Genomic DNA, 26,260 nt, shown 5'->3' on the forward strand with positions numbered 1-26,260 from the left:
GGGCGCCGTCGCGCGCGAGGTCACTTGCGCTTGGTGATCTCCTCGGTGAGCTGCGGGGCGACCTGGAACAGGTCGCCGACGATGCCGTAGTCGACCAGCTCGAAGATCGGCGCGTCCGGGTCCTTGTTGATCGCGACGATCGTCTTGGAGGTCTGCATGCCGGCCCGGTGCTGGATGGCGCCGGAGATGCCGACCGCGACGTACAGCTGCGGCGACACCGTCTTGCCGGTCTGGCCCACCTGGAAGGTGTGGGGGTACCAGCCGGCGTCGGTCGCGGCGCGCGAGGCGCCGACGGCCGCGCCGAGCGAGTCGGCCAGCTCCTCAATGAGCTTGAAGTTGTCGGCGCCGCCGACACCCCGGCCGCCGGAGACCACGATCGCGGCCTCGGTCAGCTCCGGGCGCTCGCCCTTCTCCTGCACGACCTTCTCGACGACCTTGGCCGCCTTGGCCGCGTCGGACAGCGTCACCGACACCTGCTCCTCGGCCGGCGTCGACGGCGCGGCCTCGGGGGCGGTGGAGTTCGGGCGCACCGCGATGATCGGCGTGCCCTTCGACACCTTGGCGTGCGAGACGATCGCGCCACCGAAGATCGAGTGCTCGCCGACGAAACCGTCCGCCACGTCGACGACGTCGGTGAGGACGCCGGACTCGGTCTTGACCGCGAGACGTCCCGCGATCTCCTTGCCCTCGCCCGTCGCGGCCACCAGGACCGCGGCCGGTGACGTGTCGGCGACGAGCTGCGCCAGCAGCTCGGCCTTCGGCGCGACGACGTAGGAGGTCAGCTCCTCGTCGGCGGCGACGTAGACCTTGGCCGCGCCGTACTCGGCGAGCTTGTCCTTGGCGCCCTCGTAGCCCGGGCCGACCCATACCGCCGCGGCGTCGCCGTGCCGGCGCGCGAGCGTCAGCAGCTCGAAGGTGACCTTCTTGACCTCTCCGTCGACATGGTCGACGAGGACGAGAATCTCCGCCATTTCCCCGCCTCTCAGATGAACTTCTTGGACGCGAGGAACTCGGCGACCTTCACGCCGCCGTCGCCCTCGTCCTTGACGATCTGGCCCTTCTCGCGCGGCGGCGCGTCGGCGAAGTCGACGACCTCGGTCGAGGCTCCGGCGAGCCCGACCTTGGCGGCGTCGATCTCGGCGTCGGCGACGGCGAGCTTCTCGACCGGCTTCTTCTTGGCCGCCATGATCCCCTTGAACGAGGGGTACCGCGGCTCGTTGATCTTCTCGACGACGCTGACGACGGCGGGAAGGCTCGCCTCGACACGGTCGAAGCCGTAGTCCGTGAGCCGCTGCGCCTTGAGCGACGAGCCGTCGATCTCCACCTTGTTGGCCAGCGTCACCTGGGGCACGCCGAGCCGCTCGGACAGCATCGCGGCCAGCAGGCCCGTACGGGCGTCGGTCGACTCCGAGCCGAGGATGACGATGTCGAAGCCGATCTTCTTGAGCACCTGCGCGAGCGCGTAGGAGGTCGACAGCGCGTCCGAGCCGTGCAGCGCCTCGTCCGACACGTGAACGGCCTTGTCGGCGCCCATGGCCAGGGCCTTGCGGATCGACTCCGACGCCTTCTCGGGACCCATGGTGAGGACGGTCACCTCACCGCCGTGGGCCTCCTTGATCGTCAGAGCCTCCTCGACGGCGTACTCGTCGAGCTCGTTGATGACGCCGTCGGCGGCCTCACGGTCGAGGGTCTTGTCGTCGGACCGCAGCTTGCGTTCGGTCGCCGTGTCGGGAACCTGCTTCACGCAGACGACGATGTTCATCGGATACCTCCGAGGAGACCCCCGCCTTCAGGCGGGGAGGAATCGGGCCCCTGCGGAGCAGGGCAACGACCGGAAATCCACCTGGGCGAATTTCCGCAATTTTCTGCATGTGCTTGATGACGAGAGGTAGCGTATCTGCCGTCCGGCAGACGAGAACCAAGCCTGCCGGACCTACCGCCGGGCTGGCGGAATGTCAGGTCTGTGGAGCCTGTGTAAGACCGATGGGCGGCACTCCGTCCCTCGCCGGTGATCCGGGTCGGCAACGGGCCGTGAAGCAGAAAGCTCAACCCGCGAGGGTTGAATCCCCCTGCTTCATCTGGGAGAGAAGTCAACTACGCGCTCCTCCGGCACGACGGGCGCCGTCCCCTGCGGGCGACGCGGGCTGACGCGTTGGACGGCCCCAAGCCTGCCAAACACCCGAAGGTGGTTCGGCAGCGGGGCGTCCTCTCGCGCCGGTCCGATGTTACCCGTGAGTAGCGACTGCGCAAAGTCTGCTCCCCCCGATTAGGGGGTGGTGACCGGCCACCACGCCGGGAACGGGATTCCCACCACTGCCAGCGCCAGCGCTCCGGCGGCCAGGACCGCCAAGACCAGCCGGGCCGCGCGGCGCTCACCGCCGTAGCGTGCGCGCACGACCGCCGCCACCACCATGAGCACCCCGAGGGGCAGCGCCATGGCCCGTTCGCGCGGCACGACCGACCACCAGGTGATTCCCAGCACCGCGCCGTAGCCCACCACCATCGCCACGACGAGCGCCACCAGCCGGACCACCGTCTGCGCCGGAACCGCGACGAGCGCGGCGAGCACCGACCCGAGGCGGGCGAGCCGGCCGACCCGTGCCGCCGTCCGGCGCCGGGCTCGAGCCACGGCGTCCCACGTGTAGCCGGCGGCGCAGGCCGACAGGATCGTCGCGACGGCCAGGACCGGCAGGACGTAGCAGGCGGCCGGAACGGCGAGCGCCGCCGTTCCCCGCAGCAGGCGCGCCGGCAGACTTCGGCGCCGGCCCTTGGACCGGGGCTCGACGGGCCGCTCCCCCACCGGGAACTCCTCCGGGCCTGGAGGCTCGCCCGCCATCGGGGCGGCGGGAGCGTCCGGGACGGCGGCCGCCTCGACGACCGGATCACCCGAGGCCCGATCCGCTTCCGGGATCCGGTCCGCCGGCGCCGAACCGGCCGGCGCCCGACCCGCCGAGGCCCCACCGTCCGGCGCCGGGGCGGCCGCCGTCGGCGGCCGGTCGGGTACGGCGGTCGGCCGGGGCCGGTTCCGTACCACCGCGAGCGCCTCCAGGAGGTCGCCGGTACCGGGACGCGACTCCGGGTCGAGCGCCAGCGCGGCCTCCAGCGTCGCCCGCAGCCCGCCCGGCACGCCGCGGAGGTCGTGCCGGCCGCGCAGCACGCGGGAGAAGATCGCCTGTGCCGGCCCCGGCCCGTACGGCGATCGGCCGGTGGCCGCGAACGCGACCGTGCCCGCCCAGGAGAAGACGTCGGCGGCCGGCCCGGCCCGTTCCCCGTCGAGGATCTCCGGGGCCAGGTAGCCGGGCGTGCCGATCGCCGTGCCGGTACGCGTCAGCCGGGTCGCGTCCAGCACGTGCGCGAGGCCGAAGTCGATGACGACCGGATCGCGGTCCACGAGGATCACGTTGGCCGGCTTGAGGTCACGGTGGACGACCCCGGCCGCGTGGATCACGTGCAGCGCGCGGGCCAGCCCGCGCGCCACCCTCAGCAGCGCCGCGCCCCGGATCGGGCCGTCCCGGCGCACGCACAGGTCCAGGGAGCGGCCCTGGACGTACCTGGTGACGACGTACGGACGGCGGCCGGTGAAGTCCGCGTCGACCACCTCGGCGACGTACGGGCTGCGGACCCGGCGCATCGTCGCGACCTCGCGTTCGAGGCGCCGCCGCGCCAGTGGGTCGCGGGCGACGGCGGGATGCAGGACCTTGACCGCGACCGTGCTGCCGTCCGGGGCCAGCGCGAGGTGCACCTCGCCCATGCCGCCGACACCGATCTCCTCGAGGAGCCGGTAGGGGCCGAGACTCTCGCGCAGGGACGTCATGGGGGGTTCCGCGGTCGACGGGTTACCGCATGATCGTAAGTGTTCGGCCCGGCGGGCCCCCGGTCACGACACGCGCTGTTGGATCGAGGTCTGGAACCGGGAGAGCTCCTGGGCGATGGTGTTCTCCAGCTCGTACATGGGGGCGAAGGTCGGCCTGAGCACGATCGCCGCGGCCAGGACGGCGAGTGTCACCACGCACAGGAGCGCTCCGATCACCGCGATCCGGCGCGGTCCCGAGGCGAGCGCGACGAACACCTGCACGAGGTGCCGGCGCGGCGCCCGGACACCCGGGGCGGCCAGCAGGACGTACGCCGCGACCCCGGCGCCCCAGGCCGCCGCGACCAGCGGCGCGACCTGGACATCGACGGCCGCCGCCGCCATGATCGCCATCGGCACGGCGACCGCGAACACCGCGGCGTAGGGCACGGTGAGCAACGTCCCCGCGACGCCGCGGATCAGGTCCAGCGGGGCGGTCAGCGGGCCGACCGTCAGCCGCAGCGGCGTCGCGGGATGCCGGCGCGCGTGCGCCTGCCCGGCCCGTAGGTACGACGCGCCCGCCAGCGCCAGCAGGAGTCCGAAGAACGGCGTGATGACGGCGAGCCCGAACACGCTCGCGACGACGAGATACGTGAAGAGCCGTGACCAGCCCTCGACGACGGCGTCGACGGTCTCCTGGGCCTCCAGCGGCGGGTCGGAGACCGCGCCGGATGTCTCATCCCACGTCATCGGTGCGCGGCGCGTGACCCCGGCCACCGGGCCGGAGAGGAACGCCGTTCCCTCCTCGGAAAAAAGTCGCTGGGGTCCCCGCATCGGGCGGACGTGAAGGCGATGCCACACTACCGCGCCGCGGGGTCCGACCGGCGCGACGCGGCCGACACGCCGCGCGTGTCCGTGAACCCGCGCCGCCGTCGTCCGCCCGGCACCGGGGCGCGCCGCGGGTATCCGTGACCCCGCGCCGAGGTCGTCTGCACGGCACCGGAACACGCCGCGGGTATCCGGGAACCCGCGTCGAGGTCGTCCGCCCCGATCGGGGACCCGGCGCGCGTCAGTGGTGCAGGAGCGTGGCGATCCGGTCCGTGAGATCGGCGATGGCACCGGCCCGGTCGCCGATCGGCCACCATCGCGGCCGGACCAGCCACCCGGCCGCGACCGCGAGCGAGGTGAACCCGGCCAGGCACAGGCCCACCGACGCGGCCTGCCGGGGCCTCTGGGCCAGCGCCGACAGCAGCCGGACCAGCTGGCGGCGCGGCGCCATGACGCCGGGACCCGCGAGCGTCACGCCGGCGAACACCGCCGCGCTCCACCGGGCCACGGCGTCCGGCCAGGAGACGCCATGCGTGGCGGCCCAGACGAGCAGCGCCAGGGCGGTCACCGCCGCCGCCACGCCCGCGTACACCAGGGCGGGCACCAGCGCTCCGGTGGACCGGCTCAGCGACTCCGGAACGCGCAAGGGCGCCAGCGCGAGGTCCTCTGCCCCGCGGACCGGCGTCCGGCGGGAGCGGACGGCCGAGTCCCCCGCCCGCAGGTACCAGGTGCCCGCCACCACGACGGGCAGGCCGACGACCGGGACCACGGCGCAGACCGCCACGGCCGTGAGGATCACCAGGTAGGCGAGCAGCTTGTACCAGCCGAGCGCCACACGTGGCGCCGGATGCGGCGGGATCGATCCGGACGGCGGACCCGCCGAGGGCCCGGAGGCGCGCGACGCCGCGAAGGGGCCCGACGGCCGGGAGTTCGGCGGCGTCCCCGGGTGGCCCGCGGCGTCGGCGGCCGGGCCCATGGCCTTCGCGCCGATGGGCGGTGGGGCGCCGAGGTCGAGCACCCGCACCCGGCCCGCCAGTTCCGTGGCGGCCGGCCTGGCCTCCGGGTCGCGGGCGAGGGCCGTGCGCAGCAGCGGTTCGAGGGACGACGGGACGCCGTCGAGATCGGGGTTGCCTGTGAGGATGCGGGCCAGCACCGCCTCCAGCGAGCCGCCGCCGAACGGCGCGCGCCCGGTCGCGGCGAACGCGACGGTCGCCGCCCACCCGTAGACGTCGACCGCGGGGCCCGGCGGCCTGCCGTCGATGATCTCCGGCCCGAGGTAGCCCGGCGTGCCGACGACCATTCCGGTCTGGGTGAGCCGGGTGGCGTCCATCCCGTGGGCGATGCCGAAGTCGATCACCACCGGCGCCCCGTCGACCATCATGACGTTGTTCGGTTTGAGGTCCCGGTGGACGACGCCCGCCCGGTGGATGGCGACCAGCGCCTCGGCGAGGCCGACCGCCACGCGCGCCAGCGGTCCGCCGGACAGCGGCCCGGCCGCCCGGACGACGCCGTCGAGCGGGTGGCCGTCGATGAAGCGGGTGACGATGTAGGGGCGTTCGGCCGCGACGTCGGCGTCGAGGACCTCGGCGACGTACGGGCTCCGCACCCGCCGCATCGTGTCGACCTCGCGGGCGAGCCGCCGCCGGAAGGTCGTGTCCTCGGTGTACTCCGCCCGCACGATCTTCAGGGCCACCTCGCGGCCGAGGTCATCGACCGCCCGATGGACGACGCCCATGCCGCCCTCGCCGAGGGTCGCCACGACCCGGTAGGGGCCGACCTTCTCCACCGGGGCGTCCTCCACTGGCATGGTTCGATCTTCCTTGGTCGGGTGCCGCCCGGGTCAGCCGCCGAGCAGGCTCCGGATTCCGGAGCGCACGTGGGCGAGGTTCCGCGTGAACGACCCGCCGGCGAACGGCCGCAGATCCGGCGTCTGGCTGAGCGCGAAGGACACGATCAGGAAGACGACGAACCCTATGACGGCCAGCGCGATCAGCGCCTGGTCGCGTCGCGGCAGCACGGCGCCCCAGAACCGGGCGAGCTGCCGGCGCGCGGGCTCGCTGCCCGGCCCCAGGCACTGCACGATCACGAACGCCGCCGCGCCCAGCGCGACCGCCCGCGGGATCGGCAGCGCGGACTTGGCGACCAGTCCGATCAGCAGCACGACGGTGCCGGCCATGATCGCCAGGGGGCTGACCAGCAGCATGCCCAGCGCCGCCCGGACCGCCGTGAACGGCGACTTGACGATCACCGCGGCCAGGTCGCCCGAGCGCGGTCCGCGCCGGGTGCGCTTGGAACTGAGCTCCTTGTGGCCGCGGTCGGCGGTCCGCAGGACCAGCAGGACGGCCAGCACGACGATCAGCGCGATCGTGGGCGTCACGAGAGACAGCCCGACCCCGCCGACGAGGAGCAGCAGGCTGAGGAAGCGGTAGACGCCGTACGGCTTCGGCTCGTCCGGCCGCGGCGGGTTCGGCGTGCGCTGCGGCTTCGGCGGACGCTGCGCGTATCCGGGCGCGTCCTCCCGCCCCTGCGGGTCATACGGGGAACGGGCGTACGGCTGCGGGGGTGGCGGGGGCGGCGCCGGCGGCAGCTGGCCCACGAAGTCGCGCGGGCGGGCCGGGGCTGGCGGCGGCGGGGCCGAGACCGCGGTGAGCCGCTTGGTCTGGGACGACGGCGGGTCCAGCCGGGTGGCGTCGACGTCGATGCGCCTGGTCAGCTCGACGAGGGCGTGCGCGGTGGGCCGCTCGGCCGGGTTGCGCGCCATCGCCGCCCGGACGACCGGGAGCAGCGCCTCGGGCACGCCGTCCAGGTCCGGCCGGCCCTCCATGATCTTGTAGAAGATCGACTCGAACGTGCCGCCGCCGAACGGCGCCCGCCCGGTCGCGGCGTACGCGATCGTGCCGGCCCAGGCGTGGACGTCAGCGGGCGCGCCGGCGTCCTCTCCCTCGATGATCTCGGGCGCGAGGTAGCCGGGAGTGCCGATGACGAGCCCGGTCGCGGTCAACCGGGTCGCGTCGACGCCCTGCGCGATGCCGAAGTCGATGACGACCGGCTCGCCGTTCTCCAGGAACATGACGTTGCCCGGCTTCAGGTCCCGGTGCACGATGCCGGCGTCGTGGACGGCGGTCAGCGCGACGGCCAGCCCCGTCGCCAGCCGCTGCAGCGCCTCGCCGCGCAGCGGGCCGTCGTCGCGGACCGTCTGCTCCAGGGTCCGGCCGGGGACGAACTGGGTGACGACATAGGGCGGCTCGGCCGTGACGTCCGCGTCGACGATCTCCGCGACGTGCGGGTTGTGCACCCGGCGCATGGAGTCGACCTCGCGGGCGAGCCGCCGCAGGGCCGTCTGGTCGGAGGCGACGCCGGGCCGCAGGACCTTCACGGCGACCTTGCGGCCGAAGGGGTCGGTGGCGAGATGCACGACCCCCATCCCGCCTTCCCCGATCTTCTCGATCAGGCGGTATCGGCCGATGCTCTCGCCGGACGTCTCTACCCCCTCCATAGAAGCGTCACGATACCTGGGCATGTGTCACCTCACCGCCTCCCTGGCGGAACCGGTCACCAAGCCGGAACCGGCCGCCGCTCGGCCAGGCTGCCCACCAGCCGGGACGCGGCCGGGCGCTCGGCCGGGTCGCGGGACAGGGCCCGGCGCAGCAGCGGCAGCAGCGGCTCGGGTACGCCGTCCAGGTCGGCGGCCCCGCGCAGCACCCGGAAGCAGACGCCGTGCAGCGACCCGGCCCCGAACGGCGGCCGGCCCGTCGCCGCGAACGCCACGGTGGCGGCCCACGAGAACACGTCGGACGCCTCGCTGCAGCGACCGCCGTCGATCAGCTCGGGCGCGACGTAGCCCGGCGTACCGGTCAAAACGCCCGGCTGTGTGACCTCCTCGGTCCCGGCGTCCCGCGCGATGCCGAAGTCAATGATCTTGGGTACGCCGCCGAGCACCATGACGTTGCCGGGCTTGAGGTCCCGGTGCAGCACACCGGCCCCGTGCACGGCCGCCAGGCCCCGCGCGAACCGCTCCGCGAAGCCCCGCAACGCCTCCTCCCACAGCGGCCCGTACGTCGTCACCAGGTCCCGGAGGGGCACCCCCGGGACGAACTCGGTGACGAGGTGGGGGCGGTCGCCGTCCAGGCAGGCGTCGAACACCTCGGCGACGTACGGGCTGCGCACCCGCGCCATCGTCCGGGCCTCACGCGCCAAGCGGCGGCGGACGGCCGGATCGTGCGCGAAATCACGCCGCGGCTCCTTCACCGCGACCGTCCGCCCGAACGGGTCCGTGGCGCGGTACACCACGGACGTGGCCCCCTCGCCGACCCGCTCCCGCAGCTCGTACGAGCCGAGTGGCGCAACTCCCGTCGCGTTCATGCCCGGTTTGACGCTGGATGCGCTCCGGAGGTTCCGTACGGCGCCGGCCCGAGGGGTCACCGGGGCTCAGCGGGCGAGGCCCTCGATGACCTCGGCCGAGGTTAGCGCGGCGAGCGCCGCGCCGGGCACGACCAGCTTGGAACGCCGCACCCCGCTGCCGACGACGACCTGCGGGGTCTCGACGACGGCCCGGTCGACCAGGACCGGCCACTCGGCGGGCAGGCCGAACGGCGTGATCCCGCCGTACTCCATGCCGGTCTCGGCCACGGCCTGCTCCTGCGGCGCGAACGACGTCTTCCGCGCGTCGAGCCGGCGCCGTACGACGCCGTTGACGTCGGCGCGCGTGGTGGCGAGCACCACACAGGCCGCGAGCCGCACCTCGCCGCCCCGCTTGGCGGCGACGATCACGCAGTTGGCCGACGCGTCGAGCGGAGTGCCGTACCGCTCGCAGAACGCGGCGGTGTCGGAGAGCTCCGGGTCGATCTCGGCCACCTGGAAGGCGTCCTCGCCCTTCCAGGCGCGGAGCGTGTCGACCACGGGCGCGGCGAGCAGATCGGTACGGTCAAGGGCGGGCTCGAGCGAAAGTCCCCACATGGCACGTCACCCTACCGACGTCACCCGTAGTGCTGGCCGGTGCAGCCGACGCTGCCGCCGATCGAGGCCATGATGCCGAGCACCCCGACGATGTCGGCGTAGTCGTCGGTCGTGAACTCGACCGACCGGGGGCCGAGCCGCTTGATGCCCGGGATCATGGCGCAGGACTCCGCCATCGCGGTGGACGCCCAGTCGATGCCCAGCGTGTACGGGGACGGCACCGTGTACGGGCGGCGGCGGCTCAGGTCCCCGAGGGCGCGGTCGGCCGCCTCCCGGATCAGGGCCTGCGCGCGGACCGGCGGCAGAAGCTGCGCGGAGTAGCGGTCGATGCCCTTCTTCACCGCGACCGTCTCGACGTCGCCGAGCACCTCGCGGGCCTCCGCGCACGCCGCCTCGTCGCCCGCCACCAGCGCGACCGGCACCCCCATCGACCCGGCCAGCGCGGCGATCAGCCGGATCTCGCCGCAGATCTCGCCGTTCAGGTAGAGGTTCTGGATCTCATAGCCCATCCACGTGTGGTTGAGCACGCCGTGCGGCACGCCCGCGCGGGCGTGGTAGCCCACGAACATCGCCGCGGCGTGGCCGGTGTCGAGCCCCTGCCCCATGCGCAGCGGGCGGTGCGGCCCGCGGATCAGCGTGCACCGCTCGTCGATGAGGTCGGCGCGGATGTTCTTCGTGCTGCCGTGCGCGTCGGTGACGATCACCTCGTCAGCGCCGGCGTCGAACGCTCCGGCCACCGCGGCGTTCGCGTCCGCGGTCATCAGCTCGCAGCCGCGCTCGTAGCCACGCCCGCCGGCCCGCATCTCATCCGGATCGGTGAGCCCGGACACGCCCTCCATGTCGACCGAGACGAACACCCGCACTGACGACTCCCTTCGCGAAGACGGCAGCCTCGACCGTACCTCGTGGGCGTGCGCCGCGGTCAGCCGCCGGTGACCAGACGGCGTAGCGCCTCGGCGGCCCGGGCGTCCGCCTCGGCCTGGGCGATGAGCGACTCGGTGAGAGCGTGCACCCAGACGTCGAGCGTCACCTGCTCGCGGGACAGGACGACGCCGCGTACCTCGCGGTGGATCTCGCCCGTCGGCCGCCCGCCGTTCCCGGCCGTGAGGAACAGCGTGCGCTCGCCGAGCCGGACCACGATCCGGTGGGCCCGCCCGTCGCGGCCGCGCAGCCGGTCGCCCAGGCTCCGCTCGTAGTCGACGGTCACGCAGCCCGGCGGCAGCGCGTCGGCGAGCGTGCCGGTGAGCACGCGGGCGTACGTCCCGAGGTCGGCGGTGTCGCGGCGCAGCGCGGCGGCCACCATGTCGAAGTCCATGGCCATCAGTGAATCAGCGGTCCAGCCCGAGCACCATCTGCGGCTTGGCGATGACGTGGTCGGCGCGGAGCGGCCGGACGGCCGTGCCGATCGCGAAGAACTCCATCGTGTGGCCGCCCCACTGATGGTGGAACTGGTCGAGGTAGACGCCGACGATGCCCTCGGCGCGCAGGGCCTGCGCCTCGGCCTGCATGCGGGTCATCGCCAGCTCCCGCGCGTCGTACAGCGCCTGGGTGAACTCCGGGATCTCGACGTTCTGCCCCAGGTTGCCGAGCACCGAACCGAGCCGGCGGTGCGCGACGTGGTAGACGCAGGTGCCCATCACCATGCCCAGCGGCGCGTACCCGGCCTGGATCAGGGTCCAGAAGTCCTGGCCGTTCAGGTCGGAGGTGAACGGCTGGTTCTTGTTGTTCCGCCAGTTCTGGGAGGTGTCGTCGGCCTTGACCGCGGTGCCGATGGCGATGAACTCGGCGATGTCGCTGCCGAAGTCGCGGAACTCCACGCGCAGCCGGACGCCGACGATGCCGTCCGCGCCGAGCTGGTCGGCCTCGGCCTCCATGCGGGTCATCGCCAGCTCCCGCGCGTGGTACATCGCGCCGGAGAGCTGGTCCAGCTCCATGTTCTTGCTCCACCGGCCGATCTGGATGCCGACGTGGTAGATCGAGCTGCCCAGCACCAGCCCTAGCGGGCGGAACCCGGCCTCCCGGACGAGCAGGAACTCGTTCACGGACAGGTCGCTGGTGAACAGCGCCCCGGGCGCCCCTGGGCGCAGCTCGGCGAGCCGGGTCATCGCGTCGGCGGGAACTCCCTGGGCGACGGGATCGGTCATCTGCTCACAACCTCATGATCGTCAACGGTCGGACGGGGCGGTGGGGGGTGCGGAACTCGGCGATCGCGGTACCGAGAATCGTCGTCTCGACGACGTGGTCGTGCTGGTGGTCGGCGACGGTGCACGGGCGTTCCTCGACCCGCAGGTCGATGTCGGACACCACGACGCCGTCGGCGCCGGTGCGCTTCGCGTCGGTGCGCAGGCGTTTGCGGGCGTCGCGTCGGGTGACCGCCATGAGCTCGGTCCAGCCGCCGACCTCCTGCGCGGGGGCGAACCTCCCGGCCGTCCGGTTCGTCCGCCAGTCGTCGTGACGGATACCGACGGAGGCGCCGATCGCGAGGTCGACCGGCACCCAACCGGTCTCGATCAGCTTCGCGAACTCCTGGCCGCTGACGTGGGACAGGAAGACTCGGCCCGGCCGGACGGGCCCGGCGGCGCGCACGGCCGTGCCGATCGCCTGGAACTCCAGGTGGTGGGCCGCCCCCTGGAACGGCGCGATGGTCAGGTCGACGGCGACGACACCGTCACCACCCAGCGCGGCGCACTCGGCCGCCATCCGGTTCATGGCGGTGCGCCGGGCGCGGTAGAGGGTGTCGATGTAATCGCGGAAGCCGCCGAACGCCTTCGGCGCGCTCGACGTGACCGTGGCGCCGAAGCCGCCGAGAAGGGCGGGCACGTAGCCGCAGTTGACCGAGACGCGGTAGAACCGGCCCAGGTTGTGGACCGTGCTGCCCATGACCTGCCCGACCGGCTCGAACCCGACGGACCGCAGCCCGGCGAACTCATCGACGGTGAGACCGGAGGTCCACGTGCCGGACCGCCGGGCCTGGCCGAGCCTCGCCTGTGCCGCGGGCGGCAGTGACTCGTTCGACACCCTGCCCCCTTACTCGTTCACGTGTCGTGTGACGTCAGACGGGGCCGCAGGGTTCCCTCAGCGGCCTGCGACGTCCAGGCGGGCCGCAGAGACTCCGTCAGCGGCCGGTGAACCGCGCCTTGCCGGGGCCCTCCTCGACGAAGCTGCGCATGCCGTTCTTCTGGTCCTCGGTGGCGAACAGGCCCGCGAACTGCAGCCGCTCGATCTCCAGCCCGGTGGCCAGGTCGGTCTCCAGGCCGGCGTCGATCGCCTGCTTGGCGGCGCGCAGCGCGACCGCCGGTCCCGTGGCGTACCGCGCGACCAGTTCGGTGGCGGCGGCGTACACCTGATCGTCCGGCACGACCCGGTCCACCAGGCCGATCGCCAGGGCCTCCTCGGCGCCGACGTGCCGTCCGGTGAAGATCAGGTCCTTGGCGCGGGACGGGCCGATCAGCCGGGGCAGCCGCTGGGTGCCCCCGGCGCCGGGGATGACGCCGAGCTGGATCTCCGGCTGGCCGACCTTCGCCGACTCGCCGGCGACGCGGAAGTCGGCGCACAGCGCGAGCTCCAGGCCACCGCCGAGGGCGTAGCCCGTGATCGCGGCGACGACCGGCTTGCCGATCCGCGCCACGGCGTTGAGCGCGTCCTGCAGCCCCCGGGCGTGCCCGGTGGCCCGGGCGTACGGCAGGTCGGCCATCTCCTTGATGTCCGCTCCGGCCACGAACACCCGCTCGCCGCCGTACAGCACGACGGCCCGGACGGCCGGGTCGGCGTCCACGGCCCGCGCCGCCTCGGCCAGCTCGGCCACGACCTGCGCGTTCAGGGCGTTCACCTTCGGCCGGTCCAGCCGGATCGTGGCGACGGCCCCCTCGACCTCCACGCGTACGAACTCGCCCACGGCGCCTCCCTCATCGACTGCGGTGCGTCGTGAGCGTAACGTCCGCCGGCCCGCGGATGGTCCTCCTCGCATGCGGGAACGGCGAGCAGTGTCCGGGCCGTTTGGTAGCTTCACCTGGTCCGCAGCGTCATCCCGGGGGGCGATCATGCTCGTCGCGCACGCCACCTGGCACGGTGGTGCGCTCTGCCTGTGGGCGGAGGACTCCGCGCTCCCCGCCACCACGCGCCTGCGGGTCTCCCCCAAGCCGCACCCCTTCGCGACCTCCGACTTCGAGGGCACCTCCTACGCGGCCGTGACGCGGGGCGCGCCGCGGATCGAGCCGACGCTGATCCTCCCCGGATCCGCCACCGGGCCGCTCCCCTCACCCGAGCTGGCGCGCGAGCCGGCGTCCGGACGGCCCAAGCCGCACCCCTGGCGGGTTCCGGCGCTCGTGCTGGACCCGTTCGCGGCGATGACGCTGCTGCACCTGGCCGGCGACGCCGAGGACGTCGTACGCGGCGCGGACCTGCGGTTCTTCGCGCACGTCGCCGAGGAGGCCGTCCACCTCGCCGCCCGGGGCCGGGTCCTGCCCGCCCTCGTCCGGGAGGACGGCGACCCGACGGCCCGGTGGCGGCCGGTGATCACCGGCGACGACGCCGCGCGGTTCCGCGAGCTCGCCGCCGCGATGCCGCCCGCCTGCCGGGCCGCGGACGAGGGCCTGCCCGCGTCCGGCGTCCTGCTGGACGCGCTGTCCGGCCTGGTCGACGCGGCCGTCCGCGGCGTCGTGCCGCACCCGCTGCTGCCCGAGCGCACGGGGCGGGTCCCCGACCGGCTGCCGCTGACCGAGCGCTGGGCCGCCGCGCTCACCGGGCCCGATCCAACGGTGTCCCGTGAGCCGGGCGACGACCCGGACGCGCTCGCCGCCGAGCTGGACGACTGGGCCGCCGCGGCCCGAAAGTCGACCGGCCCGCTCCGTGTCTGCTTCCGCCTCGTCGAGCCCCCGGCACCCGAGGGTGAGGTCGCCGTGCAGGGGCCGTGGACCGTCGATTTCGCGGTGCAGGGCACCGACGACCCCAGCCTGTACGTCCCGGCCGCCGCCCTCTGGACGGGCGAGGTCACCTCGGTGCCGAACGCCGAGGAGACCCTGCTCACCGGCCTGGGCCGGGCGCTGCGCCTCTACCCGGACCTCGCCCAGGCCCTGCGGATCGCCACGCCGACCAGCGTCACGACCGACGCCGAGGGCGCGTTCCGGTTCCTCCGCGAGGCCGCGCCGCTGCTGTCCGCCGCCGGCTTCGGCGTCCAGCTCCCGCAGTGGGCGGGCCGCGCCCGGCTGGGCATGAAGCTCACGACCCGGACCAAGACGACGACCGAGGGCGGCGGGGCGGCCACCTCCTCGGGCTTCGGCCTCGACAGCCTGGTCGACTTCCGGTGGGATCTGGCCATCGAGGGCGAGGACGTCACCGAGGAGGAGCTGGCCGAACTGGCCCGGCTCAAGGCCCCGCTCGTACGGCTGCGCGGGAAGTGGGTGGAGCTCGACGAGCGCCAGCTCGCCTCCGCCCTCGACTTCCTTCAGCAGCGCCGCACCGGCGAGATGACCGCCGCCCAGGCCGTCCGCGCCGCGATCCACGCGGGCGACGACGCGCTGCCGCTGCTCCAGGTCGACGCGGACGGCCCGCTCGGCGACCTGTTCTCCGGCGAGGCCGACCGCCGCCTGGAGCCCGTCGGCACCCCGGACGACTTCGAGGGCACCCTCCGCCCCTACCAGGAACGCGGCCTCGCCTGGCTGTCCTTCCTCGACAACCTCGGCCTCGGCGCAATCCTCGCGGACGATATGGGACTCGGCAAAACCGCCCAGACCCTTGCTCTACTCGTAAATCGGACAAAAACCGGCCCGACGCTGCTGATCGGGCCGATGTCGCTGATCGGGAACTGGCAGCGGGAGGCGGCGCGGTTCACGCCGAAGCTGCGGGTCTACGTGCACCACGGCGGGGGGCGGCACCGGGGTGAGGAGCTGGTGAAGGCGGCGGCGGAGGCCGATCTGGTGCTGACCACCTATGGCACCGCCGCGCGGGACCACGAGGCGCTCGCCGCGATCGAGTGGGATCGGGTCGTGTGCGACGAGGCGCAGGCGCTGAAGAACAGCGGCACCCGGCAGGCGCGGGCGGTCCGGAGCATCCCGGCGCGCAGCAAGCTGGCGCTGACCGGCACGCCGGTGGAGAACCACCTGACCGAGCTGTGGTCGATCATGGAGTTCGCCAACCCCGGCGTGCTCGGGCCGCGCCAGTACTTCCGCGAGCGGTTCGCGGTGCCGATCGAGGCGTACGGCGACGAGGAGGCCGCCGCCGCGCTGCACCGGGCGACCGGCCCGTTCATCCTGCGTCGCCTCAAGACCGACAAGACGATCATCACGGACCTGCCGGAGAAGCAGGAGATCAAGGTCTGGTGCAACCTGACGCCCGAGCAGGCGTCGCTGTACCAGGCGACCGTGGAGGACATGCTCGACCAGATCAGCAGCAGCGAGGGCATGGAGCGGCGCGGTCTCGTGCTGGCGACCATGGCCAAGCTCAAGCAGGTCTGCAACCACCCCGCTCACCTGCTCAAGGACGGCTCCCGCCTGCACGGCCGCTCCGGCAAGCTCGAACGCCTGGAGGAGATCTGCGCCGAGGTCGTCGAGCAGGGCGAGAAGGCGCTCGTCTTCACCCAGTACGCCGAGTTCGGCGCGATGCTGCGGCCGCACCTGGAGGCCAAGCTCGACCGCCCGGTGCTGTGGCTGCACGGCGGCGTCACCAAGAAGCAGCGCGACGAGCTGATCCGCCGGTTCCAGGAGGACGCCGATCCCGCGATCTTCCTGCTGTCGCTGAAGGCGGCCGGCACCGGACTGAACCTCACCGCCGCCAACCACGTCGTCCACGTCGACCGCTGGTGGAACCCCGCCGTCGAGGACCAGGCGACCGACCGCGCGTTCCGCATCGGGCAGACCAAGAACGTCCAAGTCCGCAAGTTCATCTGCGTCGGCACGATCGAGGAGCGCGTCGATGAGATGATCGAGCGTAAGAAGTCCCTGGCCGAGCGCATCGTCGGCACCGGCGAGGGCTGGCTCACCGAGCTGTCCGTCGCCGACCTGCGCGAGATCATGCGACTCGACCCCGAGGCGGTGAGCGACTAATGCCGATCTACGGGAAGGCCCGGCCCGTCGAGGGCGGGCTGAAGGCGAAGTCCGGCGGGCGCGGCTCGATCGGCGAGGAGTGGTGGTCCCGCCGCTTCATCGACGTCCTGGAGTCCTTCGCCGACCGCGGCCGGCTCACCCGGGGCCGCACGTACGCCCGCAAGGGCCAGGTGGTCGAGCTGCGGATCGACGCGTACGAGGTCACCGCCCTCGTCCAGGGCTCCGACCCGGAGCCGTACGAGGTGTCGATCGGCATCGATCCGATCAAGGACACGGTCTGGGAGTCGATCGAGGAGGCCCTGGCCTCCCAGGCGGTGTTCCGGGCCCGGCTGCTGGCCGGTGAGATGCCGCCGGAGATCGAGGACGTCTTCGCCATCTTCGGCGTCTCGCTGTTCCCGCAGTCGTCGGCGGACATGCACCTGATGTGCAGCTGCCCCGACTGGGGAGACCCGTGCAAGCACACCGCCGCCGTGCTCTACCTCCTCGCGGAGGCGTTCGACGACGACCCGTTCCTCATCCTCGCCTGGCACGGCCGCACCAAGGACGACCTGCTCGCCGGCCTGCGCCGCCTCGAACCCGCCGAGGTCGACCCCCTGGAGATCGAGGAGACACCGCTGGCCGAGCGGATGGACGACTTCTGGGCGCCCGCCGTCGTCCGCGACCGCCCGCCCGCTCCCCCTGTCCCGCCGGGCCTGCTGCTCCGCCTCCTCGACCCGCCCAAGGTCAAGGTCCGCCGCAAGGACCTCGTCAACGCCCTCAAACCCGCCTACGAGGCCCTCCCCGCCCTCGAACAATCGGAATAACGGCCCCTAGTCCATATCCGGCGAACACCGCCATAGCCAGCCGTCCCAGTGTGCCAGCGAATCCTGGTGTGTCTACTGAGCCGAGAATTCTCTCCGCTCAGTAGACACACCAGAACGGCGAGCACCATCCGTTGGCGGCGGTTCATCGCCGCCCGCGACGATGCCTCCCCAATCGTTCCAGGAATCGCTGCGCCTGTTCCGGATATTTCCGGACTAGAACCTCGAGCTGCTGGATCTCGGCGACTTGCGAAACACCCTGAAACCGCAGCGAGTCCAGGGTCGCGTAGAAGTTGTCGATCGCGCGCTGGAGATCGTTCACCGGTCTCCGCCCCGTGGGGCGACGACGTGCGCGATGTGCCGTACGGCGAGGTCGATGCTGGTTGCCAGGCAGATCGGCTCGCCCCAGCTCCACCACCACATCAGCTCCTCATCGGCGTCCGGATGACACCGAATCGTCTCGGTAAGGCGGGAGTGGGCGCCCGCGCTGACGTGGACTCGGGTCGGACTGAGGACCGTAGCGGTCAAGCCCACCTTTTCGCATTCCTCGGCGAGCCGGGTCACGAGGGTGTGAACGTCACCTCGGTCGTTGATCGCCATCGGCGATTCCTTTCGTCGATTTCTCGAACAGAATGCCGGTCCCCACATGCCCATGGAACACTCAAAGGCAGCACAACGACCTGTAAGGAGACGCATCCGCTTGTACGGAGGTGTGCGGCAGCGATGACCGGAAACCACCTGACACCACGCGCGTTCGTCGCCAAAGAACTGCGCCGGGCACGTGAACGAAAAGGAATGACCCAGGCAGCCCTCGCCAAATCGATCTACGCGTCGGACTCGCTCGTCGCGGCGTGGGAGTCGGGCCGACGGATCCCCAAGCCGAAATACGTCGCACCGCTCATCGAGGTCCTCGAGGTCGACGAGATCCTCGCCCGGATGATCACCGAACTCGTGACCAGTGACGCTCCAGAGTGGCTCGGAAGGCTGCTGGAGATCGAGGTGCGGTCGTCATCGCTGTCCACCTACCAGCCGCTCCTCGTACCCGGACTGTTGCAGACCGGCGACTACGCGCGGGAGGTCCTCCTCCGGTCCGGCCGGCACTATCCGGACGTCGACGAGCTCGTCCAGGCACGCTTGGAACGACAGGCGATCCTGGCCGCGGACGACCCTCCCCTGCTCGTCGCGATCATGGACGAGTCGGTCCTCCGCAGGCCGGTCGGCGGCCCGGAGGTGATGCGCGAGCAGCTCGCACATCTACTCGTCGTCGCGGAGCGTCCGGGGGTCGTCATCCAGATCATTCCGAGCGGCGTTGGCGCGTATCCGGGGCTGGCCGGCGGATTCCTCATCCTCGGCTTCGACGGCCGCGAGGCCGCCTACGTAGAGGACACCTTCAGCGGCGACATCATCGACGCCGCCGAGGACGTCGCTACGATTAAGCGGATCTGGGAGGCTTTGCGCGTCGAGGCGCTCCCCGGCAAGCAATCGGTCGATCTGCTGGCGGAAGTGGCGAAACAATGGGCATGACAGGTGCAACCTGGCTGAAATCGTCGCATAGCGGCACCGGTGAAACATGCGTCGAGGTGACGTCCCTCGACGAGGACGTCGATCGGTGAAGGCCCACGAGGGCTCGCGGGGGGACCGCTGGGCACCTCGTGGGCGCTCTCGGCTCAGCCGCAGTGGACCTTGGTCTCCAACGCGTAGCCGTTGTCGGTCTGGGTCGTGTTGTCGATCTGAGCCTCGAGATCGATGCACTGGCCTGCGGCCGAGACGTACACCGGGCCTGCGTAATATGCGAAATTCCCCTGGTTGACCGTCCACAGCGAATCGGTGTGCTTGGCGATCTTCACGACTTTCCGCTTCCGCAGGGGCCGGACGCGTACGCCGGGGCGGCGACGGCGACGAGGCCGGAAGAGGCCAGCACGACGGTCGCCAGGACCGCGGTGCGCGAACGTCCCCGGACCCGTCATCGGGTCCGGGGACGTTCGGGGTGGTCAGCGCAGGTCGCCGTTGGTCATGCCGATCGGCGCCGGGGGCAGGGCGATCAGGCCCGTCTCCGCGCGGGAGGCCAGCAGCTCGTGCCGGGGCACGACGCGGACGCTGTACCCGAACGGCCCGGTCCGGTCCAGAGGGACCTCGCCGGTGAGGCGGTAGCGGCCCTCGCCGAGGTCCTCGGCCTGGTCGAGCTCCAGGTAGGACGGGCTGACGAGGGCGTCGTTGTCATCGACCCGGCCGTACGCCACCTCGACGGCGACGTCATCCGGCCGCAGCTCGCCGAGCTGGACGGTGGCCCGTACGGTCAGGCGCGTGCCCAGGTGCGGGGTCTTGCCCGCGCCGGTGGACTCGATGTGCTCGACCGAGACGGCCGGCCAGGCCTTGGCGATCCGGTGCCGCCAGGTGGCGAGCGCCTTCGCGCCCGCGTTGCCGTCGGCGGACAGCCGGCGGGCCGACCCGGCCGCCGGGGCGTACAGCTCCTGCACGTAGTCGCGCAGCATGCGCCCCGCGAGGACCTTCGGGCCGAGGGAGGCCAGCGTGTGCTTGACCATCTCCAGCCAGCGGCGCGGCAGGCCGTCTCCCGGGCGGTCGTAGAACAGCGCGGAGACGTGGTCCTCGATCAGCTCGTAGAGGGCCTGGGCCTCGATGTCGTCGCGGTGGTCCGGGTCGTCGGCGCGGTCGGCGGACGGGATCGCCCAGCCGTTGTTGCCGTCGAACCACTCGTCCCACCAGCCGTCGCGGATGGAGAGGTTGAGCCCGCCGTTGAGGGCGACCTTCATGCCGGAGGTGCCGCACGCCTCGAGCGGGCGCAGCGGGTTGTTCATCCAGACGTCGCAGCCCTGGACGAGCGCCTGGCCGAGCGCCATGTCGTAGTCCGGCAGGAACACGATGCGGTGCCGCACGGCGGGGTCGTCGGTGAACCGGACGATGTCCTGGATCAGCCGCTTGCCGCCCTCGTCCGCCGGGTGTGCCTTGCCGGCGATGATGATCTGCACGGGCCGCTCGGGGTCGAGCAGGATCGACTTGAGCCGCTCCGGGTCGCGCAGCATCAGGGTGAGCCGCTTGTAGGACGGGACGCGGCGGGCGAAGCCGATCGTCAGGACGTCCGGGTCGAGCGCGTCGTCGATCCAGGTCAGCTCGGCCTCGCTGGCGCCACGCTGGCGCCAGGACTCCCGCAGCCGCCGCCGGGCGTCCTCGACGAGCCGGGCGCGCAGCGTGCGCCGGATGCGCCAGATCTCGGACGCGGAGACCTTCTCGACGCCCTCCCAGCCGCGCCCGAGCTCGACGATGTCGGGCAGCTCGCGGCGGGCCAGGTCGATGATCTCGGGCGCGACCCACGTCGCCCCGTGGACGCCGTTGGTGATCGAGCCGATCGGGACCTCGTCGGTGTCGAACCCGGGCCACAGGCCGCCGAACATCTCGCGGCTGACGTGGCCGTGCAGTTCGGAGACGCCGTTGACGCGCTGGGCGAGGCGCATGCCCATGACCGCCATGTTGAAGACGGCGGGGTCGCCCTCCTCGTACGACTCGGCGCCGAGCGCGAGGATGCGGTCGGAGGGCAGGCTGCCCTCCTCGTTGGAGCCGCCGAAGTACCGCTCGATCAGCTCACGCGGGAACCGGTCGATGCCGGCCGGGACCGGGGTGTGGGTGGTGAAGACCGTGCCCGCCCGGGTGGCCTCGAGGGCCTCGTCGAAGGTCAGCCCCTGGTCGTCGATGTACTCGCGGATCCGTTCGAGGCCGAGGAAACCGGCGTGGCCCTCGTTGGTGTGGAACACCTCCGGGGCGGGGTGTCCGGTGATGCGGGAGTAGGCGCGGATCGCGCGGACGCCGCCGATGCCGAGCAGCATCTCCTGGAGGAGGCGGTGGTCGGTGCCGCCGCCGTACAGGCGGTCGGTGACGTCGCGGGAGACCGGGTCGTTCTCCTCGACGTCGGAGTCGAGGAGGAGCAGCGGCACGCGGCCGACCTTCGCGATCCAGATCTGGGCCCGCAGGGAGCGGCCCTCGGGCAGGCCGACGCCGACCCGCGCGGGCGTGCCGTCGGCCTCGCGCAGGAGGGTCAGCGGGAGCCCGGCCGGGTCGATCGGGGGGTAGCGCTCCTGCTGCCAGCCGTCCGGCGAGAGCGACTGGGAGAAGTAACCGTGGCGGTACAGCAGTCCAACCCCGACGATGGGCACGCCCAGGTCGCTGGCGGTCTTGAGGTGATCGCCGGCGAGAATGCCCAGGCCACCGGAGTACTGCGGCAGCGCGGCGGCGATGCCGTACTCCGGGGAGAAGTAGGCGATCGCCGTGGGCGCGTCGGTGAGCGTCTGGTACCAGCGCGGTGCGTCGACGTACTCCCGGAGGTCGTCGACGGCGTCGCCGAGGGCACGCAGGAAGCGCCGGTCACCGGTGAGAGCGGACAGGCGCTCGGGCGAGACCTCGCCGAGCAGGCGCACCGGGTCGTGCCGACTGGCCTCCCACAGGTCCGGATCGACCGACTCGAAGAGTTCGAGCGTCTCCGGATGCCATGACCAGCGCAGGTTGAGAACGAGTTCCTCGAGCGGCTGCAGCGGCTCGGGCAGGACGGAGCGGACGGTGAATCTGCGGATCGCCTTCACGTGCGGCGACACTAATCGGTCCGGGCCGGTGCTCGCGACCCGAACCCGCCCGGTGAGCGACATCTTGATCCACGCTTGGCCCCGGGAAGCCGCACGCTAGGCCGGAAATGCGAGCTAGGTCCCCGAGTGCGAGGATGGAAGCGGCAGCACGGCGAAGGTGCCCCTGACGCCTTCCAGGCGAGGCATACCGAGAACGAGTCGTGTCCGGCGCTCCACTCGTGGCGATGGAAGAATTCCAGCGCGGACCGAGGTCGGCGCGTGCGGTCATCGGACGCGGCCGTCCCGGACGTCACCGAACGCAGCAGCACCGTCACCGCCACACGGCGACAAACCCCGTTTCACACCCACGAAACCGGCAACGGAGACGTTATGCGCCAACCCACGCCGAGCACCCCCACCCCGACCGGCGGCAGCGACCCTCAAGAAAGATCAGTTCTTTCCGAAGATCAGGGTGATCGCGGGCCCGCATCTGTACGCTCGCCTGCGATGATCGGACGCATTCCCACTCTCGACGTGCAGCCAGTGATCGACTGCGGACGCTGGCCCGCCAAGGCCGTTCCCGACGAGGAGTTCGAGGTCGGCGCCACCGTGTTCCGCGAGGGCCACGAGATGCTCGGCGCCGGGGTCGTCCTACGGGATCCAGAGGGCCGCACCGGGCCCCTCGTCCGCATGTCCGAGGTCACCCCCGGCACCGATCGGTACGCCGCGCGGGTGGCCCCGACCACGACCGGGCTGTGGCACTTCCGCGTGGAGGCGTGGGGGGATCCGATCGCGCACTGGCACCACGACGCGGCCATCAAGATCCCGCGCGGTCAGGACACCGAGCTGATGCTCGAAGAGGGCGCCCGGCTGTTCGAGCGCGCGGCGGCCGGACTGCCCAAGGGGACCGTCGGCGTACCGAAGAAGCGGGCCGCGCTGACCACCCTCGCCCGTACGCTCCGGGACCGCACCATCCCGCCGATGACACGGTTCGAGGCGGCGGACGCCCCGGAGGTGCGCGCGGTCCTCGACGCGCACCCGCTGCGCGAACACGTCACGACCTCGGAGTGGCACCCGCTGGTCGTGCACCGCCAGCGGGCGCTGTTCGGCTCCTGGTACGAGTTCTTCCCGCGGTCCGAGGGCGCGACGTACGACCCGATGGGCTACCGGGCACCGCAGTCGGGAACGTTCCGAACGGCGATGCGGCGGCTCCCGGCGGTCGCCGAGATGGGCTTCGACGTGGTCTATCTGCCGCCGGTCCACCCGATCGGCCGGCAGTTCCGCAAGGGCCCGAACAACACCCTGCACGCCGAGCCGCACGACCCCGGCTCGCCGTGGGCGATCGGTTCGGAGGAGGGCGGCCACGACGCCATCCACCCCGAGCTTGGAACGTTCGATGACTTCGACGCCTTCGTCGCCCGCGCCCGCGAACTGGGCATGGAGGTCGCGCTCGACCTGGCCCTCCAGTGCTCGCCGGACCACCCATGGGTGAGCAAGCACCCCGAGTGGTTCACCACGCGCGCCGACGGCTCCATCGCCTACGCGGAGAACCCGCCGAAGAAGTACCAGGACATCTACCCGCTGAACTTCGACAACGACCCCGAGGGGATCTACGAGGAGGTCGAGCGGGTCGTCCGGCTCTGGATGTCGCACGGCGTGCGGATCTTCCGGGTGGACAACCCGCACACCAAGCCGGTGGCGTTCTGGGAGCGGCTGCTCGGGAGCATCGCCGCGACCGACCCGGACGTGCTCTTCCTCGCCGAGGCGTTCACCCGCCCCGCGATGATGCACACCCTCGGCAAGATCGGCTTTCACCAGTCGTACACGTACTTCACCTGGCGCAACAGCAGGGAGGAGCTGGAGGAGTACCTCCGGGAGCTGTCGGGGCCGGCCGCCGCCTACATGCGGCCGAACTTCTTCGTCAACACGCCCGACATCCTCCACGAGTACCTCCAGCACGGCGGGCCGCCGGCGTTCGCGATCCGCGCCGTCCTCGCCTCGACGCTGTCGCCCACGTGGGGCGTCTACTCCGGCTACGAGCTGTACGAGAACATCCCCGTGCGGCCGGGCAGCGAGGAGTACCGCGACTCGGAGAAGTACCAGTACCGGCCCCGGGATTGGGAGGCGGCCGAGCGGGAGGGCCGCAGCCTGGCACCCTTCATCGCGACGCTCAACTCCGTGCGAAGAGCACACCCTGCGTTGCATAGGCTGCGTAACCTACGATTCCATCATGTCGACCAGCCCGAGCTGATCTGCTACTCCAAACGCGTGTCGGACGGCCCCGACAGCCTCGGAGACGTCGTGCTGGTCGTCGTGAATCTCAATCCACATCAGATCCGCGAGGCGACGGTCCATCTCGACCTGCCCGCACTCGGCCTCGACTGGGCGGACGAGTTCGTCGTCACCGACGAGCTGTCCGGCGAGTCGTACCGCTGGCGGCAGGCGAACTACGTGCGTCTCGACCCCCGCACCCGGCCTGCCCACATCTTCACGGTCTCGAGAGGCGAGAGTTGACCCAGTCGGATCCCCTAGCCGGAGTCGGCCCCGTAGAGCCGGTTCCCGACACGTTCACGCGTGAGAAGCCCAACCAGCCTCACTGGTACAAGAACTGCGTCTTCTATGAGGTGCTGATCCGGGGCTTCTACGACTCCACCGGTGACGGCACCGGTGACATCCGGGGGCTCACCCAGAAGCTCGACTATCTGCAGTGGCTCGGCATCGACTGCATCTGGCTGCTGCCGATCTACGAGTCGCCGCTGCGCGACGGCGGATACGACATCAGCGACTTCATGAAGATCCTCCCGGAGTTCGGCGACCTCGGCGACTTCGTGGAGCTGGTCGAGGAGGCGCACAAGCGCGGCATCCGCGTCATCGCCGACCTGGTCATGAACCACACCAGCGACCAGCACCCGTGGTTCAAGGCGTCCCAGGAGGACCCGGAGGGGCCGTTCGGCGACTTCTACGTGTGGTCCGACTCGGATGAGGCGTACAAGGACGCCCGGATCATCTTCGTCGACACCGAGACGTCGAACTGGACGTACGACCCGGTGCGCGGGCAGTACTACTGGCACCGCTTCTTCAACCACCAGCCGGACCTGAACTTCGACAACCCCGCGGTTCAGGACGCGATGCTGGAGGTCCTGCGGTTCTGGCTGGACCTCGGCATCGACGGGTTCCGGCTGGACGCCGTGCCCTACCTGTACGAGCGGGAGGGCACGAACTGCGAGAACCTCAAGGAGACCCACGACTACCTCAAGCGGGTCCGGGCCGAGGTCGACCGGCTGTACCCCGACCGGGTGCTGCTGGCCGAGGCGAACCAGTGGCCCGCCGACGTCGTGGAGTACTTCGGCGACCCGGCGACCGGCGGCGACGAGTGCCATATGGCGTTCCACTTCCCGGTCATGCCGCGCATCTTCATGGCGGTCCGCCGGGAGCAGCGCTACCCCATCTCCGAGATCATGGCGCAGACCCCGAAGATCCCGGAGAACGCTCAGTGGGGCATCTTCCTGCGCAACCACGACGAGCTGACGCTCGAGATGGTCACGGACGAAGAGCGCGACTACATGTACTCCGAGTACGCCAAGGACCCGCGGATGAAGGCCAACATCGGCATCCGCCGCCGCCTGGCGCCGCTCCTGGACAACGACCGCAACCAGCTCGAGCTGTTCACCGCCCTGCTGCTGTCGCTGCCCGGCTCGCCCGTCATCTACTACGGGGACGAGATCGGCATGGGCGACAACATCTGGCTGGGCGACCGCGACGGCGTGCGCACGCCGATGCAGTGGACGCCGGACCGCAACGCCGGCTTCTCCTCCTGTGACCCGGCCCGTCTCTACCTCCCGGTCATCATGGACCCGATCTACGGGTACCAGGCGATCAATGTGGAGTCGCAGCAGAACAACACGGGGTCGCTCCTGCACTGGACGCGCAAGATGATCGAGATCCGCAAGCGGCATCCGGTCTTCGGCGTCGGTGACTACACCGAGCTGACCGCGTCGAACCCCAGCGTGCTGGCGTTCGTCCGGGAATACGGAGAAGATCGCGTGTTGTGCGTCAACAACCTCTCGCGCTTCCCGCAGCCGGTCGAGCTCGACCTGCGGCGGTTCAAGGGCGCGAACCCCGTCGAGTGCATGGGAGGAGTGCAATTCCCCACGATTGGGGAGCTCCCGTATCTTCTTACGCTTCCTGGGCATGGTTTCTACTGGTTCCTCCTGTCCCCGAGCCCCGGGGGTGATGGCGAAGCGCCATGACGCACACACAGGAGGCACAGGCGAGGTG

At 71.6% G+C, this 26,260-nt stretch carries 23 protein-coding genes; 6 read left to right on the forward strand and 17 right to left on the reverse strand.

The annotated features are described in order from the left end of the window. Positions 1–20: 20 nt before the first annotated feature. From AB0K82_RS15660 to AB0K82_RS15720, 13 genes are all read right to left on the reverse strand, one after another. A complete protein-coding gene (locus tag AB0K82_RS15660; protein WP_364397306.1) occupies positions 21–971 on the reverse strand; it encodes an electron transfer flavoprotein subunit alpha/FixB family protein in 951 nt (316 codons plus the stop codon). Between the two features lie 11 nt (positions 972–982). After that, the gene (locus AB0K82_RS15665; protein WP_364397309.1) at positions 983–1,762 is read right to left on the reverse strand and encodes an electron transfer flavoprotein subunit beta/FixA family protein; all 780 of its coding nucleotides are present in this window, start codon (positions 1,760–1,762) and stop codon (positions 983–985) included. 504 nt (positions 1,763–2,266) lie between these two features. Beyond that, positions 2,267–3,814, reverse strand: a complete 1,548-nt coding sequence (locus AB0K82_RS15670; protein WP_364397312.1) for a serine/threonine-protein kinase — start codon at positions 3,812–3,814, stop codon at positions 2,267–2,269. A gap of 63 nt (positions 3,815–3,877) precedes the next feature. Further along, entirely contained in the window at positions 3,878–4,624 is a 747-nt protein-coding gene (locus AB0K82_RS15675) for a hypothetical protein (protein WP_364397315.1), read from the reverse strand. Positions 4,625–4,859: 235 nt separating this feature from the next. Further along, the gene (locus AB0K82_RS15680; RefSeq protein WP_364397318.1) at positions 4,860–6,425 is read right to left on the reverse strand and encodes a protein kinase; all 1,566 of its coding nucleotides are present in this window, start codon (positions 6,423–6,425) and stop codon (positions 4,860–4,862) included. A gap of 33 nt (positions 6,426–6,458) precedes the next feature. Next, entirely contained in the window at positions 6,459–8,138 is a 1,680-nt protein-coding gene (locus AB0K82_RS15685; RefSeq protein WP_364397321.1) for a serine/threonine-protein kinase, read from the reverse strand. 32 nt (positions 8,139–8,170) lie between these two features. Beyond that, positions 8,171–8,980 carry a serine/threonine-protein kinase gene (locus AB0K82_RS15690; protein WP_364397324.1) on the reverse strand — a complete coding sequence of 270 codons (810 nt, stop codon included), beginning with the start codon at positions 8,978–8,980 and terminating at the stop codon, positions 8,171–8,173. A 66-nt stretch (positions 8,981–9,046) separates the two neighbouring features. Next, complete coding sequence (locus tag AB0K82_RS15695; protein WP_364397327.1) at positions 9,047–9,574, reverse strand: YbaK/EbsC family protein; 528 nt, start codon at positions 9,572–9,574, stop codon at positions 9,047–9,049. Between the two features lie 20 nt (positions 9,575–9,594). Further along, entirely contained in the window at positions 9,595–10,437 is an 843-nt protein-coding gene (locus AB0K82_RS15700; protein ID WP_364397330.1) for a M55 family metallopeptidase, read from the reverse strand. Between the two features lie 59 nt (positions 10,438–10,496). Further along, positions 10,497–10,889, reverse strand: coding sequence for a hypothetical protein (locus AB0K82_RS15705; RefSeq protein ID WP_364397333.1), 393 nt, complete (start codon positions 10,887–10,889; stop codon positions 10,497–10,499). Between the two features lie 13 nt (positions 10,890–10,902). Beyond that, complete coding sequence (locus tag AB0K82_RS15710) at positions 10,903–11,718, reverse strand: heavy metal-binding domain-containing protein (RefSeq protein ID WP_364397336.1); 816 nt, start codon at positions 11,716–11,718, stop codon at positions 10,903–10,905. Positions 11,719–11,722: 4 nt separating this feature from the next. Beyond that, entirely contained in the window at positions 11,723–12,592 is an 870-nt protein-coding gene (locus AB0K82_RS15715) for a heavy metal-binding domain-containing protein (RefSeq protein WP_364397339.1), read from the reverse strand. Positions 12,593–12,689: 97 nt separating this feature from the next. Further along, a complete protein-coding gene (locus AB0K82_RS15720; RefSeq protein ID WP_364397342.1) occupies positions 12,690–13,469 on the reverse strand; it encodes an enoyl-CoA hydratase-related protein in 780 nt (259 codons plus the stop codon). A 145-nt stretch (positions 13,470–13,614) separates the two neighbouring features. Between AB0K82_RS15720 and AB0K82_RS15725 the strand changes: the two genes are divergently transcribed. Together AB0K82_RS15725 and AB0K82_RS15730 are read left to right on the forward strand one after the other, a co-directional pair. Continuing rightward, complete coding sequence (locus AB0K82_RS15725; RefSeq protein WP_364397345.1) at positions 13,615–16,614, forward strand: SNF2-related protein; 3,000 nt, start codon at positions 13,615–13,617, stop codon at positions 16,612–16,614. Continuing rightward, positions 16,614–17,417, forward strand: coding sequence for an SWIM zinc finger family protein (locus AB0K82_RS15730; protein WP_364397348.1), 804 nt, complete (start codon positions 16,614–16,616; stop codon positions 17,415–17,417). Before AB0K82_RS15725 ends, AB0K82_RS15730 begins: the two co-directional genes overlap by 1 nt. A 142-nt stretch (positions 17,418–17,559) precedes the next feature. Here the strand turns inward: AB0K82_RS15730 and AB0K82_RS15735 are convergent, their stop codons facing one another. Next, positions 17,560–17,736 (reverse strand): hypothetical protein, encoded by a 177-nt coding sequence (locus AB0K82_RS15735; protein WP_364397351.1) that lies wholly within the window; start codon positions 17,734–17,736, stop codon positions 17,560–17,562. Continuing rightward, positions 17,733–18,014 carry a hypothetical protein gene (locus AB0K82_RS15740; RefSeq protein WP_364397354.1) on the reverse strand — a complete coding sequence of 94 codons (282 nt, stop codon included), beginning with the start codon at positions 18,012–18,014 and terminating at the stop codon, positions 17,733–17,735. The genes AB0K82_RS15735 and AB0K82_RS15740 overlap by 4 nt, the downstream gene beginning before the upstream one ends. Before the next feature lie 123 nt (positions 18,015–18,137). On the opposite strand from AB0K82_RS15740, the gene AB0K82_RS15745 reads away from it, so the two are divergent. Together AB0K82_RS15745 and AB0K82_RS15750 are read left to right on the forward strand one after the other, a co-directional pair. Beyond that, positions 18,138–18,938 (forward strand): helix-turn-helix transcriptional regulator, encoded by an 801-nt coding sequence (locus AB0K82_RS15745; RefSeq protein ID WP_364397357.1) that lies wholly within the window; start codon positions 18,138–18,140, stop codon positions 18,936–18,938. Then, a complete protein-coding gene (locus AB0K82_RS15750) occupies positions 18,935–19,027 on the forward strand; it encodes a DUF397 domain-containing protein (RefSeq protein WP_364397360.1) in 93 nt (30 codons plus the stop codon). The genes AB0K82_RS15745 and AB0K82_RS15750 overlap by 4 nt, the downstream gene beginning before the upstream one ends. A gap of 54 nt (positions 19,028–19,081) precedes the next feature. On the opposite strand, the gene AB0K82_RS15755 is transcribed toward AB0K82_RS15750, so the two are convergent. Both AB0K82_RS15755 and glgP read right to left on the reverse strand, forming a co-directional pair. Further along, positions 19,082–19,261, reverse strand: coding sequence for a hypothetical protein (locus AB0K82_RS15755; protein ID WP_364397363.1), 180 nt, complete (start codon positions 19,259–19,261; stop codon positions 19,082–19,084). A gap of 144 nt (positions 19,262–19,405) precedes the next feature. Further along, positions 19,406–22,003 (reverse strand): alpha-glucan family phosphorylase, encoded by a 2,598-nt coding sequence (gene glgP / locus AB0K82_RS15760; protein ID WP_364397366.1) that lies wholly within the window; start codon positions 22,001–22,003, stop codon positions 19,406–19,408. 486 nt (positions 22,004–22,489) lie between these two features. On the opposite strand from glgP, the gene AB0K82_RS15765 reads away from it, so the two are divergent. Together AB0K82_RS15765 and treS are read left to right on the forward strand one after the other, a co-directional pair. Then, positions 22,490–24,496, forward strand: a complete 2,007-nt coding sequence (locus AB0K82_RS15765) for an alpha-1,4-glucan--maltose-1-phosphate maltosyltransferase (protein WP_364397369.1) — start codon at positions 22,490–22,492, stop codon at positions 24,494–24,496. Then, entirely contained in the window at positions 24,493–26,232 is a 1,740-nt protein-coding gene (treS, locus tag AB0K82_RS15770) for a maltose alpha-D-glucosyltransferase (RefSeq protein WP_364397372.1), read from the forward strand. Before AB0K82_RS15765 ends, treS begins: the two co-directional genes overlap by 4 nt. The last annotated feature ends 28 nt before the right edge of the window (positions 26,233–26,260 follow it).

This window comes from Actinoallomurus sp. NPDC052274, from assembly GCF_040679475.1.
In the GTDB taxonomy this organism is placed as follows: domain Bacteria; phylum Actinomycetota; class Actinomycetes; order Streptosporangiales; family Streptosporangiaceae; genus Actinoallomurus; species Actinoallomurus liliacearum.

Excerpts from the sequence above, each read along its gene's own strand:
- AB0K82_RS15765 (WP_364397369.1), top strand. The coding sequence starts at position 22,490 with ATGATCGGACGCATTCCCACTCTCGACGTGCAGCCAGTGATCGACTGC.
- AB0K82_RS15745 (WP_364397357.1), top strand. The coding sequence starts at position 18,138 with ATGACCGGAAACCACCTGACACCACGCGCGTTCGTCGCCAAAGAACTG.
- AB0K82_RS15710 (WP_364397336.1), bottom strand. The coding sequence starts at position 11,718 with ATGACCGATCCCGTCGCCCAGGGAGTTCCCGCCGACGCGATGACCCGG.
- AB0K82_RS15750 (WP_364397360.1), top strand. The coding sequence starts at position 18,935 with ATGACAGGTGCAACCTGGCTGAAATCGTCGCATAGCGGCACCGGTGAA.
- AB0K82_RS15690 (WP_364397324.1), bottom strand. The coding sequence starts at position 8,980 with ATGAACGCGACGGGAGTTGCGCCACTCGGCTCGTACGAGCTGCGGGAG.
- AB0K82_RS15685 (WP_364397321.1), bottom strand. The coding sequence starts at position 8,138 with ATGCCCAGGTATCGTGACGCTTCTATGGAGGGGGTAGAGACGTCCGGC.
- AB0K82_RS15670 (WP_364397312.1), bottom strand. The coding sequence starts at position 3,814 with ATGACGTCCCTGCGCGAGAGTCTCGGCCCCTACCGGCTCCTCGAGGAG.
- AB0K82_RS15725 (WP_364397345.1), top strand. The coding sequence starts at position 13,615 with ATGCTCGTCGCGCACGCCACCTGGCACGGTGGTGCGCTCTGCCTGTGG.
- AB0K82_RS15675 (WP_364397315.1), bottom strand. The coding sequence starts at position 4,624 with ATGCGGGGACCCCAGCGACTTTTTTCCGAGGAGGGAACGGCGTTCCTC.
- AB0K82_RS15705 (WP_364397333.1), bottom strand. The coding sequence starts at position 10,889 with ATGGACTTCGACATGGTGGCCGCCGCGCTGCGCCGCGACACCGCCGAC.
- AB0K82_RS15680 (WP_364397318.1), bottom strand. The coding sequence starts at position 6,425 with ATGCCAGTGGAGGACGCCCCGGTGGAGAAGGTCGGCCCCTACCGGGTC.
- AB0K82_RS15730 (WP_364397348.1), top strand. The coding sequence starts at position 16,614 with ATGCCGATCTACGGGAAGGCCCGGCCCGTCGAGGGCGGGCTGAAGGCG.
- AB0K82_RS15740 (WP_364397354.1), bottom strand. The coding sequence starts at position 18,014 with ATGGCGATCAACGACCGAGGTGACGTTCACACCCTCGTGACCCGGCTC.
- AB0K82_RS15665 (WP_364397309.1), bottom strand. The coding sequence starts at position 1,762 with ATGAACATCGTCGTCTGCGTGAAGCAGGTTCCCGACACGGCGACCGAA.
- AB0K82_RS15660 (WP_364397306.1), bottom strand. The coding sequence starts at position 971 with ATGGCGGAGATTCTCGTCCTCGTCGACCATGTCGACGGAGAGGTCAAG.
- AB0K82_RS15695 (WP_364397327.1), bottom strand. The coding sequence starts at position 9,574 with ATGTGGGGACTTTCGCTCGAGCCCGCCCTTGACCGTACCGATCTGCTC.